Here is a 16,956-nt window from a genome sequence, read left to right on the forward strand (position 1 = left end):
AGGAATGCAGTCGGGAATCTCTATTCCATCATCCCTCAATAAAGCATCCCACTCACCACCAGCGTCACCACAATTCCAGAGACAAAACTCGGAAAATGCCACGTCCGCTGCTTAGCGCGGTAATACTCTTTTTGTAGGTCCTCTTGGTAGCTCTTTATGACCAATTCTTTAATGTAGTTATTATGCATACCCTATCCTCCTGACGTGTTTTACAGGTGGAGGATAAAAGCTCAAGTTAACTTCAGGTCAACGAAAAAAATTCAATTTCGAATAATATTATTTGCGGAGGCTGAATCTCTCACTCCTAGCTCTTAAGTTCAATCAGTTGCACTTGTTTGTATCACAGTTCTGTTGTGTCACTTGATCGTCGTCAATGGAACATCAATCTCTCACACCTTTCGATGTTCAAATGACATCAACTTGCTAGCATGAGCCCATTCAAGATAACTCTGGGCTTGTTATGACTCCTACTGTCGACCACGTACTTCTCAATATCGCACTCAATCTGAGCTCAAATCGCTCTCATGAGCAGCAATATCAAAACCTGATTGACGGGGTGGCACAAGTCTTCCCTTGCGATGCAAGCTGTCTGTTTATCTTTGATGAAGACGGTTTTCTCACGCCAGTCGCAGTAAAAGGTTTGTCGAGCTCAGTACTCGGTCGCCGTTACTTTCCTAAAGCTCACCCGCGTTTGGATGCCATCATTCATAGTCGCGAGCCTGTTCGCTTTGATGCCGACTGCGCCCTACCCGATCCATTTGACGGAACACTGTTAACCGAAGACCAATGTATTGACGTCCATGACTGCATGGGCTTTAGCTTGTACGTTGAGGGGCAGCTTGTCGGCGCATTAACCATGGATGCACTAGCGGTTGGCGCGTTTGACCATATCGATCCGGTAGCAATCGAAACATTCGCAGCACTAACGGCGGCAACACTACGTAACATTGCGCAATTAAAAGCCCTTAAAGCGCAGAACCAGAAGCAAAAGAGCGTCACACAAACCCTGATCCAACAGGCGCGCTCACAACACGGTGACATGGTTGGCTTAAGCCCACAAATCAATCAATTACGAAACAACATTGCGACCGTTGCTCAATCAGATTACGCAGTATTAGTAACGGGAGAAACGGGGACGGGTAAAGAGCTTGTGGCTCACTCCGTCCATGCTCAATCTCATCGTAATGATAAGCCGATGATTTACGTAAACTGCGCCGCCCTACCCGAAGGTCTGGCGGAGAGCGAACTGTTTGGCCACGTAAAGGGCGCTTTTACCGGAGCCAATAGTCATCGTGCAGGTAAGTTCGAATTGGCTGATGGCGGTACAATCTTCTTAGATGAAGTGGGTGAATTGCCATTGATTTTACAAGCAAAACTGCTACGAGTTATCCAGCAAGGTGAGTTGCAACGTGTGGGTAGCGATCAGCATTTGATGGTTAACGTGCGCATCATCGCAGCCACCAACCGACAGTTAGAAAAAGAAGTGGAAGATGGCACATTCCGTGCGGATTTGTTCCATCGCTTAAACGTATTCCCAATCAAAGTACCACCACTGCGTGCACGTGATGGCGACATTCCAGTTCTTGCGGGGTATTTGTTAGAAAAAGTACGTCAGCAATTTAACGCACCAAACCTTCACGTTCACCCTAAGGTACTGACTCAACTAGAATCTCTGCCTTGGTATGGTAACGTTCGAGAACTTGAACACACCTTAACGCGAGCAGCGTTACATGCCATTCAACAAGGCGCGAGCACTATCATGCTCAATCACTTTGATACTTCATTGGCATTGGATGATGTAAAAAACACATCGCATTACTTGCCGAAAGAGAGTCAGCCAATGCGCGAGCTTGTAGAGAGTTATCAACGAGACTTGATTGAACACGCTTTGAGCCAAACTGGCGGTGTTTGGGCAAAAGCAGCAGAGTTTTTACAAATGGATCGAGGCAACTTGTATCGCATGGGTAAAAAGCTCGGCATTAGCAAATAAAGTACCCTACTTCGCTCTTTTTTCTAGAAGGAAAAAGTTACCTCTTGAACAGAGGGATTCCGGATGGCTCACTTAGACTCGTCCGGAATGACACCCAACACCAATATACATTGGCTAACTGCCCCATCTGGTTTCACGCATTTCATTTTCTCTTCCACATTAGTGACAATTAAACAGCTCTAGTCTCCGCCTTCTTCTGACTCTTTAAACTCACGAAGTTTTCAGCAGCCCTATTGCGTCACTCCCGAAATCTACAGAGGCGCGCAATAGGGAATCTCTTTCTCCACACAACTTCATTAACTTTTCTCCTGTTTAACAAGTACTTCCACTTTCGATTGTTAAAGCGTTTCTCGCGCGTTGCTTTTCTCATCACATCTGTATTTTCGTTGTCATTTGGACATCATTCGCGTTGTCACAATCACATCAATCACGCACTTCAAAAGCAACAAAATCATTTAAAATCAACAAGATAATGATTGGCACGCATTCTGCTCTAAAAGGAAAAACAAAACGACTATTACTACAATCACTGGAGAACCCAATATGTTCTGTATTCAATGTGAACAGACAATCCAAACCCCGGCTGTAAAAGGCTGTTCTTTCGCACAAGGTATGTGTGGCAAAACTTCAGAGGTATCCGACCTACAAGACGTGTTGGTTTACACTCTGCAAGGGGTTTCTTTTTGGGCAGCACGCGCGCTTGAATTCAACATCATCAATGATGAAATCAACCAATGGGCTCCAAGAGCATTCTTCTCTACGTTGACTAACGTAAACTTCGATCCTGAGCGTATCCTTGAGCTAACTTCTCAGGCAGCAACATACAAAGCACTGCTAAAAGACCAAGTCATGTCTGCCGCAACACTTGCTGACGAAGTCGTATTGAACGTTCCTAACGTTGCGAACTTCGAACTGCCAAACAGCGCAGAAGAAATCTTAGCATTTGCTCCTCAAGTGGCAGTAAACCGTGGTAAAGACCAAGTACACGAAGACGTTATCGGCCTGCGCCTACTTTGCCTGTACGGTCTAAAAGGTGCTGCAGCGTACATGGAGCACGCACGAGTATTAGAGCAAACCAACAATGACATCTTCGCGGAATACCACGAAATCATGGCTTGGTTAGGCACAGACCCTGAAGACCTAGGTAAGCTATTAGACTGCTCGATGCGCATTGGCCTTATGAACTACAAAGTGATGGAAATGCTGGATCATGGTGAAACAGCAACGTTCGGTCACCCAGAGCCAACCACTGTTAACGTTAAGCCAGTGAAAGGCAAATGTATTCTTGTTTCTGGTCACGACCTTCACGATCTAGAGAAAATCCTGCAACAGACTGAAGGCAAAGGCATTAACGTTTACACCAACGGTGAAATGCTGCCTGCACACGGCTACCCAGAGCTGAAGAAATACCCTCACCTAGTGGGTAACTACGGTAGCGCTTGGCAGAACCAACAGAAAGAGTTCGCTAACTTCCCTGGCGCGATTGTGATGACATCAAACTGCCTATTGAACCCGAACGTTGGCCAATACGCAGACCGTCTATTCACACGCAGCATTGTTGGTTGGCCGGGTGTCGCTCACCTAGAAGGTGATGATTTTAGCCAAGTCGTTGAATGTGCATTAGCGCAAGAAGGCTTCCAACATGACGAAATCGAACACAACATCACGGTTGGTTTCGGTCGCAACGCACTAATGAACGCAGCACCAGCGGTTATCGACCAAGTGAAGCAAGGCAACATCAAACACTTCTTCCTAGTAGGTGGTTGTGATGGTGACAAAGCAGAACGTAGCTACTACACCGACTTCACTGCAGAAGCACCAGAAGATACGCTAATCCTAACGCTGGCTTGTGGTAAATACCGCTTCAACAAGAACACATTTGGCGACATCAATGGCATCCCTCGCCTATTGGATGTGGGCCAATGTAACGATGCGTACTCAGCAATCCAGCTTGCACTAGCACTTGCGAAAGAGTTCGATTGCGATATCAACGAGCTCCCTCTGACGCTTGTTCTGTCTTGGTTCGAGCAAAAAGCGATTGTGATCCTACTTACGCTATTCGCTCTTGGTGTGAAAGGCATTTACACGGGTCCAACAGCGCCTGCATTCCTGACGCCAAACTTGATTGCGATTATCCAAGAGAAATTCGATATGCGTAGCATTGGTAATGTTCAGGATGATCTTAAAACCATCCTAGCAGCGTAATCACCTTGCTTATCACGCTCCCCCTTAATTGGGGGCGCTTTTATCTATTGAGTACTCGACAACCAAAGAGATTGTTATGTTTTTTGAATGGCAAGGCAGTCAACCTGTCACGTTACGCTGTGTAGACAAATACCATGAAACTGCTGATGCAGTGAGCCTCAAGTTGGCAGACCTGTCAGAGTCGCTCTTGTTTGAATTTAAAGCCGGTCAGTTCATCAACCTTGGCGTTGAAATCGATGGCAAGATGGAGTTTCGTGCTTACTCTCTCAGCTCTCTTTCCGGTGACGACTGTCTGCAACTAACGATAAAGCGTGTCGAAGGCGGTAAGGTATCCAACTACATCATCGATAAGCTTCTCATTGGCGATACAGTTCAAGCGCTTCCTCCTACGGGTGATTTCAACTGCATTGACCATCCACCAATCGAGGTCAACGGTAGAAAGAAAGCACTGCTCATTAGTGCGGGCTGTGGCATTACACCTGTATTCGCGATGGCAAAAGAATGGCTAGGCAACGACGCTGGTGTTGATATTGAGTTCCTACACATTGCCCGTTCTAAGCCGGAAACCATCTACTTTGATTTACTAGAGACCTACCATTCGGTTTATCCAGATTTCAATTTGAAATTGCTGCTAAAAAACCGTGGTGAAACACTATACCCAGAAGGTCGTTTGAATACCGAGTGGTTAAAAGAACTGGTGCCCGACTTTAAACAGCGCACGGTTTATCTATGCGGTCCAAATCAGTTTATGCTTGATGTCCAAAGCTACTTGAGTGAGCTTGGCTTTGATATGGCGAACTTCTTCCAAGAAAGCTTTACTCCTACAGCCAGTGAAGAAGCTGAAGTGTCAGATGAAAAGGCCAGTGTGTCAGTGCCTGATTTTGCTCAAACGATCGATGCGCAAAAAGGCCAAGTCCTTGCTGATTTGTTAGAAGGCGCTGGATTACCTTTGATCGTCGCTTGTCGAAGCGGCATTTGTGGCTCTTGTAAGTGTAAGGTTCGCAAAGGCAGCGTTTCTTCAACCAGCCTCGAGACATTGACCCCAGAAGAAATTGAACAAGGTTACGTACTCGCCTGCTCTTCGACAATTGAATCCGATCTTGAAGTACAGATTTAAAAAATCATAATAGCCTACATTTGTAGGCTATTTTAAAATTAATCTAAGTTATTTACTAACAATCCCATTGGCTACAAGAACCACCTTTATAATGCACAATGACTTCATCAAATGTCTTACAGTTTCCACTTAAGTTATCTATGAACGTCACTTTATTTCGATTCGTAGCTGCATCTTTCAATACACTTAAGATGCCTTTGCCAGGATAACTGTTCATGTTGAAAGCATGATGTGCGGGAATTTTTTCACCTGACGACGTTTTTACCATAATAACATTACCGCCATCTACACCGCCCGGCTGACCATCATTAACCCACCCTAAGTTCAGTGTCGAAATGCGCTCTTTCTCAATACACACAAGCGCGGAGTAACTTGTCGCTAATGAAGGAGCGGAAAACGAACAAACTAGAGTGATAGCCAACAATTGAAGTGGGAGTTTTTTTATTACCATGTTATTAACCTCTAAATTTATAACCAAACTTCAATTTCTATTAATTAAAAATAGAGAAAAAAGTAAAAGAGATTAATTTAATAACTTAATGATAATCACTAATAAAATTGAAAGTATTTTTCAGTTTCATTTTAAAATAACGATGAAACGCTCACATTTACATTTAATATTTCAAATGTATGAGCCTTGGTTAAATATAAATACTTAGACACAAATCATAATTATTCTAATCATATATGACAAGTGTTATTTAATTTTTATTGAGAAGTCAAAAGTTTTATTTAACTTCTCAATCAAATAAGCCGGTAATGGAAAAGCCATTTACCTTAACTAAACAGTAAAACCTTCAGTGCAGCTTCGCTATCTACATCCATAAACTCTGGCGGGTTATCCAAACGCTCGCGGAATGTTAGCTCTGGCGCTTCTTCCTTCATGCTTTCAATCAAGAAATCACTGGTCACTGATGGCGAGTTAACACACGCTAACACCTGACCACCTTCTGCCAATAAATCTGGCAAACGGCGTAGAATCTTTTTGTAGTCTTTGGTTAACGCGAAACTGCCTTTCTGGAATGACGGCGGATCAATGATGATCACATCGTACTGACCCGACTTCTTAATCTTGCCCCACGACTTAAAGATGTCGTGCCCCATAAAGCTCACTTGGTTGATGTTATGACCATTCAGCTTATGGTTCTCACGGCCTTTAGATAGCGATGCTCTCGCCATATCCACGTTAACCACTTTATCTGCGCCACCAGCAATTGCAGCAACCGAGAAGCCACACGTGTAAGCAAACAAGTTAAGTACGTTTTTGTGCTTCGCATTTTCACGAACCCAATCACGACCATAGCGCATATCAAGGAACAGACCGAAGTTTTGGTTACGACCGATGTCTAACTGGTACTTTAAGCCACTTTCTTCAACCACAGGTCGAGCATCTAGCTCACCCAACAGAACTTCTGAAGGTGCACCGTCAGCGTAACGGTACTGAATCACGATCGTGCGACCTTGTTTCTCTGCCCAAAGAGCAGATTCAGCTAACGCGTTCAATCCTGCTTTTAATTCGCTAAGAAACGTCTCATCCACTTCTTTAAATAGATTGATGATCAACTGACCTTGTAACCAATCACACGTGATTTGCTCTAAACCTTCGAAGCGGCGACCACGACCGTGAAACAGTCGGCGGATTTCATTGGGAGCTTGTGTTAGCTCGGCTTCTAAATGCTGAAAAAACAGCGGAAGTTGTGATGCTTGCATCGAATTCTCTTATTCGTTTTCTTTGTGATGGTTATTTAATCGTAGGCCAGTTCAGCTCCCACGGAGAGAGCCAAGTGTCGATACCTTGGGATACCGTTTCATTGTGCCATTTGCTGCCAAGCGCTTTGTGTTCACGTGGATCGCAAACAAAGCAATGCGTTTCATCTTGATATGGGAAACACAACGAAAATGCATGCAAGTAGCCACGGTCAGCTTCATTGCCTGCATTATAAATAGGATCGCCAACAATACCCGAGCCAACTGATTTTAATGCCACGCGAATTTGGTGTGTTTTACCAGTATGCGGCTTGCATAAAAACAGGCGCTCTCCCGGCTCTGCAGCGAGGGAGAAGAATTGGGTAATCGCGGGATTCGTTTTGCTGTTGACCAGTTTCCATGAGGAACGACGAGAGCGCTCCATGTCACCCACTACCAGCCCTTGCTTCTTCTTTGGCTTTTTCGAACCAATCGCAAGGTAGAACTTCTCGACTTCACGAGCTGCGAATGCTTGCGACAACGCACTTGCTGCTTTTGCGTTGCGACCCAAAAGCAAAATTCCAGACGTCATTTTGTCGAGGCGGTGAATAAGATACAACTGCTCATCACCACTTTGTTTCGCTACTTCTTGCAGCAACATGGTATCACCATCGTCCTTATGTACTGAGACGTTGGGATGTTTATTGATGATCAGAAAATCTGGATGAGTGTGTAGGATGTCGAACATAAAAAACTGGCTCCACGTTTGGAGCCAGAAGTATACCGATTCTAAGCAATTAGGCGAGCTTAAACTTACCCACCAGCGCTTCCAATTCTTGAACTTTACGGTTCAGACCTTCTACGCTTTGCGAGCTGTCATTCGCCAATTGTAATGAACGGTTTGAGATATCGCTGATCGAGGTAATGTCAGCCGCAATTTCTTTCGTCACTGCAGTTTGCTCTTCCGCTGCCGTCGCGATTGAGTTCACCATGCTTTGAACATGCGCCGCACCAGAAACGATTTCTTCCAATGAGTTCACTGCACCCGAGCTTTGACTCACACCAATTTCAACCAAACGACAGCCATCTTCCGTGTAAGTCACGGCCTCTTGAGTACCGACTTGAATCGCTTGAATGATCTCACCAACCTCTTGTGTTGCCTTCGTTGTGCGTTCAGCCAGTGCGCGTACTTCATCTGCAACCACAGCAAAGCCACGACCAAACTCACCTGCACGCGCGGCTTCAATTGCCGCGTTCAATGCCAGCAGGTTCGTCTGCTCTGCAATGTCTTCAATCACTTTGATAACCGCGCCGATCTTCTCACCATGAGAGCCTAGGCTGTTCATCTGCACCGACATATCCGACATTTGCTGTGATACTTGCTGAATGCTTTCCACCATCTCAACAATTACGGTGCGACCTTGTTCAGCGGTTGATTCCGACTTGCGTGCTTCTTCAAACGTCGCAGCACCCTGCTCGGCAACTTGAGAAATGGTCAAGCTCAACTCTTCTGCCGCAGTCGCAATCAAGTTTGCTTTATCAGATTGGCTACTTGCACCCGACACAATATCTTGGCTCACAACGGACAGCTCGCCGGTAACCGATTTCACTTCTTCCGATACGAGCGATATTGAACCAATAAGGCTAGTCAATGATGCTTGCATCTTATTTAGGGAAGTCGCTAGGTTAGCCAACTCGTCACCCGATTTATCTTCAATCGGTTCTACCGTTAAATCACCTTCAGCGACACGTTGCGCCAGCTCGTCCAGCTTACTTAAACGAAGAGTAATCGAGTTAGACAACAAGTACGCAATAACCGCGGTTGCAATAAGCGCAATCGAGCCAAGTACATAAATCGTCAGCTCAATGCTGTTAAATGAATCAGAAAGATCCAGTAGCGCTTCACTGGTACTTTGGCGACCATCCGTTGATGCTGCATCAAGGATAGATTCAATCGGCGCTAGGTTAGCGTCATAAAGAGAGCGAAGGCGCGCAACGTTTTCTTCAACGTTTTCTAAACCAAGATTGGTTAGCACCTGAGATTCAAAATCTTGGGTGAAGTTCGCCATGTAACGTTCCATCTTCTCGATGTTACGGTAATCTTCCCCACCAACCGTCTCAAGACGCTTCACTTCTTCAATTGCGGCTGCAAACTCTAGCTTGTTGGATTGGTAATCCGCTTGAGCACCTGCAACATTAACGATGCTACCTAAAGCATCGCGGTACACGTCACCTGCTTCATCAATCAAGATTAAGTAGTTAACGGTTTCAGGAACATCGTCCGTTCTCACCTCATCAGCTACTTTGTGCGAGTTCAACACTTCTAATGTAATAATCCCTATCATCACTAGCATGATTGCCAAAATGGCACCGAAACTCGCGTACAGTTTTTTACGAACAGACATTGTCACTAATAACCTTCCTTACCCTTGTCTTCTATTTTTTAACTTGGTTTATCCACACATTTACACATGCTTTGTAAGGATTATCGGAACGAACAACTGCAACTTTAATACATTTTTTTGTGATCTAAATCTCTTTGCGAGTGATCTCACAATTAATACCCATAATTAATATGAATTAACTCATTATTATAAATGATAAATATAAAAAAACGGGAGCCTGTTAAGACTCCCGCTTTCTATCGTTTGTTTAATCTAGATATTTATAGCTTTCTAGAGAAGATACCAGCGACTGCGATGATACCAATACCTAGTAGCATGATTTCGCCTTTACCGCTGTCGAAACCAGACTTGATACCCATGAAGGCTACGATTGCGATAGCAACTGGGATTACGTATTTAACTAGGTTATACCATAGACCAAACAGTGGGAAAGAGACTTTACCGTCGTTAGTAATTTCTTTCTCTAGGTCTGCACGGTTTAGACGCCAGCCTGCGAAGATACATACCAACATACCGCCAACTGCTAGGAAGATCTTATCCGTTAGTAGGTCGAAGATATCAAATGCGCCCGTACCGAATAGTGTTGGACCAACACCACCAAGTGATAGCGAAGCGAACACACACAGTGTTGCCATTACGACACTTGCAGAGATAACCGCCGTTGAACGCTTCAGACCTTTCTCATCGATTAGGTAAGAAACCACAACCTCTAGTAGAGATACTGAAGACGTCAGTGCTGCTACTGTTAGACCGATGAAGAACATCAGAGCAAATAGAAGACCAATTACGCCGCCCATTTCAGCAAACAGTTGAGGTACAACTACGAATACCAGACCTGGACCTGCTGCTGGCTCCATACCGAATGCGAACATTGCTGGGAACATTGCTACACCCGCTAGGATTGCAACACCCGTGTCCATTGCCGTAACCATACCAGTTGTTTGAACTAGGTTCTCTTTCTTCTTCAGGTAAGAACCGTAAGTCATCATACAACCCATACCTAGGCTTAGAGAGAAGAATGCCTGACCTAGCGCCGCTAGAACGACATTGCTGTCTACTTTCGAGAAGTCTGGCATGAATAGGAACTCAAGACCTGCCATTGCGCCCGGTAGCATCAGACCTTTCACTGATACAACGATCAGGATAAGGAATAGAAGAGGCATTAGGATTTTACCCGCTTTCTCGATACCGCCAGAAATACCTTTCATTACGATAACGATGTTTAGGAACAGGTAAACACCCATCCACATTAGCGGTTGAACTGGATCAGAAATGAATCCGCCGAAGCTGTCACCGATGGCTTCAGGAGCACTTAGTAGACCACCACCTACTTTAAAGATGTACGCTAGCGCCCAGCCACCTACTACAGGGTAGAAACCCATGATAAGTAGACCACTTAGTACGCCGATAACACCCGTAAATGTCCAACGACGGTCAGTAGATTTGAAAGCACCTACTGCTGAAAGACCTGTCTTACGACCAATAGCGAATTCAGTAAGCATTACGCTAAAGCCGATAAAAATAACAAATAGAAGGTAGATTGCAACGAACGCACCGCCGCCGCTCTCACCAGCTGTGTAAGGGAATTTCCATATATTGCCTAAACCGACAGCGGAACCCGCTGCTGCCATTACGAAGCCTAGTTTAGACCCCCACGTATCACGTGGTGCTGCTGTATTTGTAGCCACGCTTTTTCTCCAAAATGTATTGTTGTGTTTGCATAGAGATAGGCGTCTAGAATATGCTCGTGTAAAAAATAATGTACACTTTATAAGATGTTTGTATGACGCTCTATGTATGGCAAGTAAAGCAGTTTCAATTTAAAATTGGAACCCCGATCAGCACATTTATCGCACAAATGTATCATTGTTCACGCTAAATGCTGCTTTTTTGCGCAAAAGTTAAAATTTCATCCAACATTTCACACCTCAGTAACACAAACCCCCGTTATAAAATTCATTTCACAACACAAAATCACTTATCCGTGATGGTATGAAAATAGTTTCCCGTTCCGCCATTTACGCTTAATATCCATATTGGGCTTATTACTTTTGGCGTATATGGACAAGTTCTATCACTTTCTCACCCTAGCCAGCATCGGACTTTACTGGTTCCTAGTCGCTGGTGTTACTATTCGTGTCGTATTAAAACGTCGCGCTGTCAGCGTTTCTCTCGCATGGCTCATGATCATCTACATCCTGCCAGTGCTTGGTGTTGCCTGTTACTTCCTGTTTGGTGAGCTCAACCTTGGCCGAAAACGTGCAGAACGTGCCAAAGTCATGTTCACGCCGTTCCAACAATGGTTCACTCAGTTAAATGATTGTAACGCGCATGTTCCAGAAGCCATGGGCCGTCACATCTATCGCATCGATGAGTTATGTAACAACCGTCTTGGTCTACCAGCGCTGAGTGGTAACACGCTTTCACTTCAACAATCGCCGGATGAGATTCTCCATTCAATCATTGAAGATATCGAAAACGCACAGCACAGCATTCGAATGGTGTTCTACATTTGGCATCCGGGCGGTTTAGCCGACTCTGTTGCTTCTGCATTGATTCAAGCTGCGAAGCGTGGCGTGGATGTTAAGCTGCTGCTCGACTCAGCTGGTAGCCCTCGCTTCTTCCGTAGCCCTTGGTACAAGATGATGAAAGATGCGGGCATCGATGTGGTGCAGGCATTAGAAGTAAAGATGTGGCGTATTTTCCTTCGCCGATTGGATTTACGTCAGCATCGCAAGATCATCGTGATTGATGACGAGATAGCCTATACAGGTTCTATGAACTTGGTTGATCCTGCTTTCTTTAAACAGAACAGTGGCGTGGGTCAATGGATCGATATCATGGTGCGTGTTACAGGGCCAACAGTAAACGTATTGAGCGCTATCCATTGTTGGGATTGGGAAGTAGAGACTGGCGAGCGTCAGTTTCCAAAGCACCCAGAGTGCCGCATTGACAACAGCGATGAGTTTCAACATCCAATTCAGGTGGTTCCATCTGGTCCGGGGATGCCAGAGTACTTGATTTACCAAGTACTGACGCTGGCAATCAATCAAGCGAACCGCTCTGTCAGAATCACAACGCCTTACTTTGTACCGAGCACAGACTTATTGGAAACGCTTAAAATGACCGCACAACGCGGTATAGAAGTGGAGCTGATCATTCCGCATAAGAACGATTCAATGATGGTTCAGTGGGCCTCACGTGCGTTTTACAGTGAGTTACTTGCTGCAGGCGTCAAAATCTATGAATTTTATGGCGGGTTGCTACACACGAAATCGGTGGTGATTGACCAACAATTCTGCTTGGTTGGTACGGTCAACATGGACATGCGAAGCTTGTGGCTGAACTTTGAAGTGACGCTTGCGGTAGACGACGAAGAGTTCACAAGACAAATGTCATGGCTACAGGATACTTACATCAGTCAGTCTCATACGGTTGATAAAGTCGAGTGGGAAAAGCGCAGCATTTTTTCTCGATTCCTAGAGCGCGTTTTCTATTTATTTAACCCATTACTGTAATAAATAGATTAAAACCGATAAATCCATACAAAACCGACAGATTCACGCTGTTGGTTTTCTTTATCCCCCTCTCTACTCCTCATTTTCACATGATGCTCTGACGAGTCCTGTCATTTCCATTTTTCCCTTGCAAACCACCCTTGGTCCATGTTTTAAATATTGAAAATCGTAATTTAGACAGGGAATTTTTATGTCAGAAGGCAAAAAGACCAAATTCGTTACCGCAGGTCGAGACAAGAAATGGACTAACGGCGTGGTAAACCCACCAGTACAGCGCGCTTCAACCATCGTTTTTGATACGGTTGCTGAAAAGAACCAAGCAATGATCAACCGTACAAATAAAACACTCTTCTACGGACGCCGTGGCACGAATACACACTTTGCTTTCCAAGATGCCATGGTTGAGATCGAAGGCGGTGCGGGTTGTGCCCTATACCCATGTGGTACGGCTGCGATTTCTAATGCCATCCTGTCTTTTGTTGAAACGGGCGATCACATCTTAATGGTGGATACCTGTTACGAACCTACTCGCGACTTCTGCGACACCATCATGAAGAAGATGGGCGTCGAGACAACTTACTTTGATCCTATGATTGGTGAAGGTATTCGTGAGCTTATTCAACCGAATACCAAAATCTTGTTCCTAGAGTCTCCTGGTTCGATCACCATGGAAGTGATGGATGTCCCAACGATGGCTAACATTGCCCATGAGCAGGACATCATCGTCATGTTGGACAACACTTGGGGTGCCGGTGTGAATTTCTCACCATTCGAGCACGGTGTTGATATCTCTATCCAAGCAGCGACCAAGTACATTGTTGGTCACTCAGATGTAATGCTGGGTACGGCCGTTGCGTCTGAGAAGTACTGGGACCAACTGCGCGAACAAAGCTACCTTATGGGACAATGCGTTTCTCCTGATGATGCATATCTTGGTCTGCGCGGAATTCGTACTTTAGATGTTCGCTTACGCCAGCATGCAGAGAACAGCCTGAAAGTCGCACAGTGGTTGGCAAGCCGCCCTGAAGTCGATCACGTTCGTCACCCTGCCCTAGAAAGCTGCCCTGGTCATGAGTTCTTTAAGCGCGACTTTACCGGTGGTAATGGCTTGTTCTCATTCGTATTGAAAAGCTCGTACCCGAAAGCAACCACAGCATTGTTGGATGGCATGAAACACTTCAGCATGGGTTATTCATGGGGTGGTTTTGAGAGTTTGATTTTAGCTAACGAGCCAAAAAGCTTTAATAGCTTGCGCACAGTGGCGAATCCAAACTTCGAAGGCACACTTATCCGCCTGCACATCGGTCTCGAAGATGTTGAAGATCTCATTGCCGACCTTGAAGCTGGCTTCGAGCGATACAACGCACTCGTACTCGAAAAAGAAGCCTCTTTATAAGCATTCAGAACAATTATTAAATAGCCTCGTACTGCGAGGCTATTTTTTTGCCTCTCATGACAGAGTTACTAACTCATTGTCTTAATTAGAATTAACTAACATTCTAATATTCATCAACTCAATGTTAATCATATCTGTTGATTTTCTTTTGAGTAATCACAGATTAAAACAATGTGCCACAAACGAACTTCTCAACCGCAAAACTTATCGCCTATTTTATAAAACTCATAAGAGGTCATACCACAAGGAGATAGTTTTGAAACTCAGATTCATAACAACAATGCTTTTCGTTTTAAGCACCCTATCCTTTGCATCTGCCAACGCCAGTGGTTACACAGAGACTAAATATCCCATCGTTCTTGTTCATGGGTTGTTTGGCTTTGATACCTTAGCCGGTGTCGATTACTTCTATGGCATCCCACACTCTCTGACCAAAGATGGCGCAACGGTTTATGTTGCCCAAGTGTCTGCGACCAACAGTAGTGAAGCTCGCGGTGAGCAGCTTTTGGCACAGGTTGAAACGCTGCTTGCTGCAACGGGCGCACAGAAGGTCAACTTGATTGGACACAGCCACGGTGGCCCAACAACACGTTATGTCGCCTCAATACGCCCAGACTTAGTAGCATCCGTTACCAGTATCGGAGGGGTAAATAAGGGTTCTAAAGTTGCAGATATTGTGCGCGGTACGGTGCCTGAAGGCTCTATCAGTGAAGGCGTGGCCGTGAAGTTGGCAGAAGGACTCGTGACACTGATTAACCTACTCTCTGGTGGCACAGACCTCGACCAAGATCCATTGGCCTCTTTAGAAGCTCTAACCACCGAAGGTTCTCTGGCGTTCAACCAATATTACCCAGAAGGCATCCCGACCAGTGAATGCGGAGATGGTGATTTATTGGCATCCAATGGCGTGTATTACTACTCATGGACGGGCTCTTCAAACTTTACCAATCTATTTGACCCTACTGACGGCGCAATGGTCGTATTAGGCTTGGCATTTGATGGTCCGAACGATGGCCTTGTTGGAGCATGCAGTACTCACCTAGGTAAGGTGATTCGTGACAACTATAAGATGAATCATCTGGATGAAATCAACGGATTACTTGGCATTCATCACTTATTCGAAACTGACCCTGTCACACTGTATCGTCAGCATGCAAATCGCCTGAAACTGCAAGGTCTATAAAAAGGAACTTATCATGAAGAAAGCCGCTCTTGTCATTGTGTCCGTTGTATCACTCGTTAGTGTAGGAGCGGTTTATTTGTTTCAACCTCAGTCAGCGCAGCCAACAAAGGCGCATTCACAACAAGACACTACAGTTGATCTTTCCTCCCAGAAAGACTTCTTTGAGTACTCATTGAGCAGTCTTGGGGAGCAAAGCCTTGAAGAAATCAAAGCCAACGTAAAAGCCGGCGAATCACAATCAAATTCACTGGGTATCAACGCAGAACTGTTCGAGACTTACCTCGCCTACAAAGAAGCGTTATCCAAGCTAGAACCGTTCGAAGGAAATTCACTGTCATTGATGGAATTGAAAGAACTGAACAATGCCATCTTGTCTATGCAGAGCGAATTTTTTACTGACGAACAAATTGCTCAACTTTTCGATGAAGAAAATCGCTTACGTCAGTTAGCAATAGACAAACTCGCCATTCAAGAAACTGAATTAGACGCTGACTCTCAAAAACAAATGCTCGAAGAAAACCTCGCCTCTCAACCTGAGTATATTCAGCAAAGTGAGCGCAACAACGCGCTAGTGATTGAACTAAATCAAACCTTAGAAATGTCTGTACAAGAGAAGTACTTGGCTCGTGTTGATTTGGTCGGCGAAGAAGGCGCCGAACGACTGCAGGCTTTGGATGAACAACGAGCCTCGTTTAATGCATCACTCAACGATTATTTAGAGAAACGAGCGGAGATCATCAACAACGATTTCCTCGGTGAGGATGAAAAGAAAACAGAAATCGCCGGATTAAGAGAACAAAGCTTCGAGCAAAACCAATGGCGTCGCGTCGAAGCTTTAGAAAGAATTCATGATAGTGAAGCGAACAACTAATTCGATGTCTAGTTAGGCTTTTTAGGACAACCAACAATGTGGTCATCGACCATACCTACTGCTTGCATGAATGCGTAGCAAATCGTCTCGCCCACAAACTTAAAGCCTTTCTTTTTAAGGAATTTGCTCATCGCTTTGGACTGTTCTGTCGATACTGGCACTTGGTTCATGTCTGTCCAGTGATTCACAATTGGCTTGCCATCAACAAATTGCCATAGCGCAGCGGAAAGGCTTCCGTATTCTTCTATCAATTGCTTGGCCGCTTTAGCATTGCTAAATACCGAATTGATTTTACCGCGATGCTTAACCACGTCGAAGTTCTCCACGATGAACTCTGTGCGCTCTTCATCGCGTTGAATTAACTTATCTAAGTCATAGTGCTCAAACGCTTCACGATAGCCTTCTCGCTTTTTCAGAATCGTAATCCAACTCAAACCAGCTTGCGCGCCTTCTAACGTGATGAACTCAAACAACACGGTATCATCATGCACAGGTATGCCCCATTCTGCATCGTGATATTCTCGTTCAAGTGGATGGTTCATTGCCCATGCACACGTATTCTGTTCCATATTTAATCCTTATAAA

General features: G+C 44.9%; 14 protein-coding genes. 7 read left to right on the plus strand and 7 right to left on the minus strand.

Going from position 1 to position 16,956, the window contains the following annotated elements:
• Nucleotides 1-35: 35 nt before the first annotated feature.
• A complete protein-coding gene (locus H735_RS31330) occupies nucleotides 36-188 on the minus strand; it encodes a hypothetical protein (protein WP_020194923.1) in 153 nt (50 codons plus the stop codon).
• Between the two features lie 272 nt (nucleotides 189-460).
• Between H735_RS31330 and norR the strand changes: the two genes are divergently transcribed.
• The 3 genes from norR (at nucleotide 461) to H735_RS06410 (ending at nucleotide 5,312) form a co-directional block, all read left to right on the plus strand.
• Entirely contained in the window at nucleotides 461-1,990 is a 1,530-nt protein-coding gene (norR, locus tag H735_RS06400) for a nitric oxide reductase transcriptional regulator NorR (protein ID WP_020194924.1), read from the plus strand.
• 543 nt (nucleotides 1,991-2,533) lie between these two features.
• Nucleotides 2,534-4,195, plus strand: coding sequence for a hydroxylamine reductase (hcp, locus tag H735_RS06405; RefSeq protein ID WP_020194925.1), 1,662 nt, complete (start codon nucleotides 2,534-2,536; stop codon nucleotides 4,193-4,195).
• A 76-nt stretch (nucleotides 4,196-4,271) separates the two neighbouring features.
• Nucleotides 4,272-5,312: an FAD-binding oxidoreductase gene (locus tag H735_RS06410; RefSeq protein ID WP_020194926.1), complete on the plus strand. Its 1,041-nt coding sequence runs from the start codon at nucleotides 4,272-4,274 to the stop codon at nucleotides 5,310-5,312.
• A 55-nt stretch (nucleotides 5,313-5,367) separates the two neighbouring features.
• Here the strand turns inward: H735_RS06410 and H735_RS06415 are convergent, their stop codons facing one another.
• From H735_RS06415 to H735_RS06435, 5 genes are all read right to left on the minus strand, one after another.
• Nucleotides 5,368-5,763, minus strand: coding sequence for a hypothetical protein (locus H735_RS06415; protein WP_020194927.1), 396 nt, complete (start codon nucleotides 5,761-5,763; stop codon nucleotides 5,368-5,370).
• A gap of 326 nt (nucleotides 5,764-6,089) precedes the next feature.
• Entirely contained in the window at nucleotides 6,090-7,022 is a 933-nt protein-coding gene (locus H735_RS06420) for a class I SAM-dependent methyltransferase (RefSeq protein WP_020194928.1), read from the minus strand.
• A gap of 31 nt (nucleotides 7,023-7,053) precedes the next feature.
• Complete coding sequence (locus tag H735_RS06425; RefSeq protein WP_020194929.1) at nucleotides 7,054-7,746, minus strand: TIGR01621 family pseudouridine synthase; 693 nt, start codon at nucleotides 7,744-7,746, stop codon at nucleotides 7,054-7,056.
• A gap of 49 nt (nucleotides 7,747-7,795) precedes the next feature.
• The gene (locus H735_RS06430) at nucleotides 7,796-9,409 is read right to left on the minus strand and encodes a methyl-accepting chemotaxis protein (RefSeq protein WP_027726592.1); all 1,614 of its coding nucleotides are present in this window, start codon (nucleotides 9,407-9,409) and stop codon (nucleotides 7,796-7,798) included.
• Nucleotides 9,410-9,663: 254 nt separating this feature from the next.
• On the minus strand, nucleotides 9,664-11,091 hold the full coding sequence (locus H735_RS06435; RefSeq protein WP_005442319.1) for a sodium-dependent transporter: 1,428 nt from the start codon (nucleotides 11,089-11,091) through the stop codon (nucleotides 9,664-9,666).
• Between the two features lie 372 nt (nucleotides 11,092-11,463).
• On the opposite strand from H735_RS06435, the gene cls reads away from it, so the two are divergent.
• From cls to H735_RS06455, 4 genes are all read left to right on the plus strand, one after another.
• Nucleotides 11,464-12,921, plus strand: a complete 1,458-nt coding sequence (cls, locus tag H735_RS06440) for a cardiolipin synthase (RefSeq protein WP_009705786.1) — start codon at nucleotides 11,464-11,466, stop codon at nucleotides 12,919-12,921.
• Nucleotides 12,922-13,111: 190 nt separating this feature from the next.
• Nucleotides 13,112-14,317 (plus strand): cystathionine beta-lyase, encoded by a 1,206-nt coding sequence (locus H735_RS06445; RefSeq protein ID WP_020194931.1) that lies wholly within the window; start codon nucleotides 13,112-13,114, stop codon nucleotides 14,315-14,317.
• Nucleotides 14,318-14,597: 280 nt separating this feature from the next.
• A complete protein-coding gene (locus tag H735_RS06450; RefSeq protein WP_020194932.1) occupies nucleotides 14,598-15,500 on the plus strand; it encodes an esterase/lipase family protein in 903 nt (300 codons plus the stop codon).
• A 13-nt stretch (nucleotides 15,501-15,513) separates the two neighbouring features.
• The gene (locus H735_RS06455) at nucleotides 15,514-16,371 is read left to right on the plus strand and encodes a lipase secretion chaperone (RefSeq protein WP_020194933.1); all 858 of its coding nucleotides are present in this window, start codon (nucleotides 15,514-15,516) and stop codon (nucleotides 16,369-16,371) included.
• A gap of 8 nt (nucleotides 16,372-16,379) precedes the next feature.
• Here the strand turns inward: H735_RS06455 and H735_RS06460 are convergent, their stop codons facing one another.
• The gene (locus tag H735_RS06460) at nucleotides 16,380-16,940 is read right to left on the minus strand and encodes a DNA-3-methyladenine glycosylase I (protein WP_020194934.1); all 561 of its coding nucleotides are present in this window, start codon (nucleotides 16,938-16,940) and stop codon (nucleotides 16,380-16,382) included.
• Nucleotides 16,941-16,956: the final 16 nt, after the last annotated feature.

The organism is Vibrio owensii CAIM 1854 = LMG 25443 (assembly GCF_000817815.1).
In the GTDB taxonomy this organism is placed as follows: domain Bacteria; phylum Pseudomonadota; class Gammaproteobacteria; order Enterobacterales; family Vibrionaceae; genus Vibrio; species Vibrio owensii.

Bases quoted from the DNA above. Each gene is read 5' to 3' on its own strand.
- H735_RS06425 (WP_020194929.1), bottom strand. From the start codon at position 7,746: ATGTTCGACATCCTACACACTCATCCAGATTTTCTGATCATCAATAAA.
- H735_RS06450 (WP_020194932.1), top strand. From the start codon at position 14,598: ATGCTTTTCGTTTTAAGCACCCTATCCTTTGCATCTGCCAACGCCAGT.
- H735_RS06455 (WP_020194933.1), top strand. From the start codon at position 15,514: ATGAAGAAAGCCGCTCTTGTCATTGTGTCCGTTGTATCACTCGTTAGT.
- H735_RS06420 (WP_020194928.1), bottom strand. From the start codon at position 7,022: ATGCAAGCATCACAACTTCCGCTGTTTTTTCAGCATTTAGAAGCCGAG.
- H735_RS31330 (WP_020194923.1), bottom strand. From the start codon at position 188: ATGCATAATAACTACATTAAAGAATTGGTCATAAAGAGCTACCAAGAG.
- H735_RS06410 (WP_020194926.1), top strand. From the start codon at position 4,272: ATGTTTTTTGAATGGCAAGGCAGTCAACCTGTCACGTTACGCTGTGTA.
- H735_RS06415 (WP_020194927.1), bottom strand. From the start codon at position 5,763: ATGGTAATAAAAAAACTCCCACTTCAATTGTTGGCTATCACTCTAGTT.
- cls (WP_009705786.1), top strand. From the start codon at position 11,464: ATGGACAAGTTCTATCACTTTCTCACCCTAGCCAGCATCGGACTTTAC.
- norR (WP_020194924.1), top strand. From the start codon at position 461: ATGACTCCTACTGTCGACCACGTACTTCTCAATATCGCACTCAATCTG.
- H735_RS06445 (WP_020194931.1), top strand. From the start codon at position 13,112: ATGTCAGAAGGCAAAAAGACCAAATTCGTTACCGCAGGTCGAGACAAG.
- H735_RS06460 (WP_020194934.1), bottom strand. From the start codon at position 16,940: ATGGAACAGAATACGTGTGCATGGGCAATGAACCATCCACTTGAACGA.
- hcp (WP_020194925.1), top strand. From the start codon at position 2,534: ATGTTCTGTATTCAATGTGAACAGACAATCCAAACCCCGGCTGTAAAA.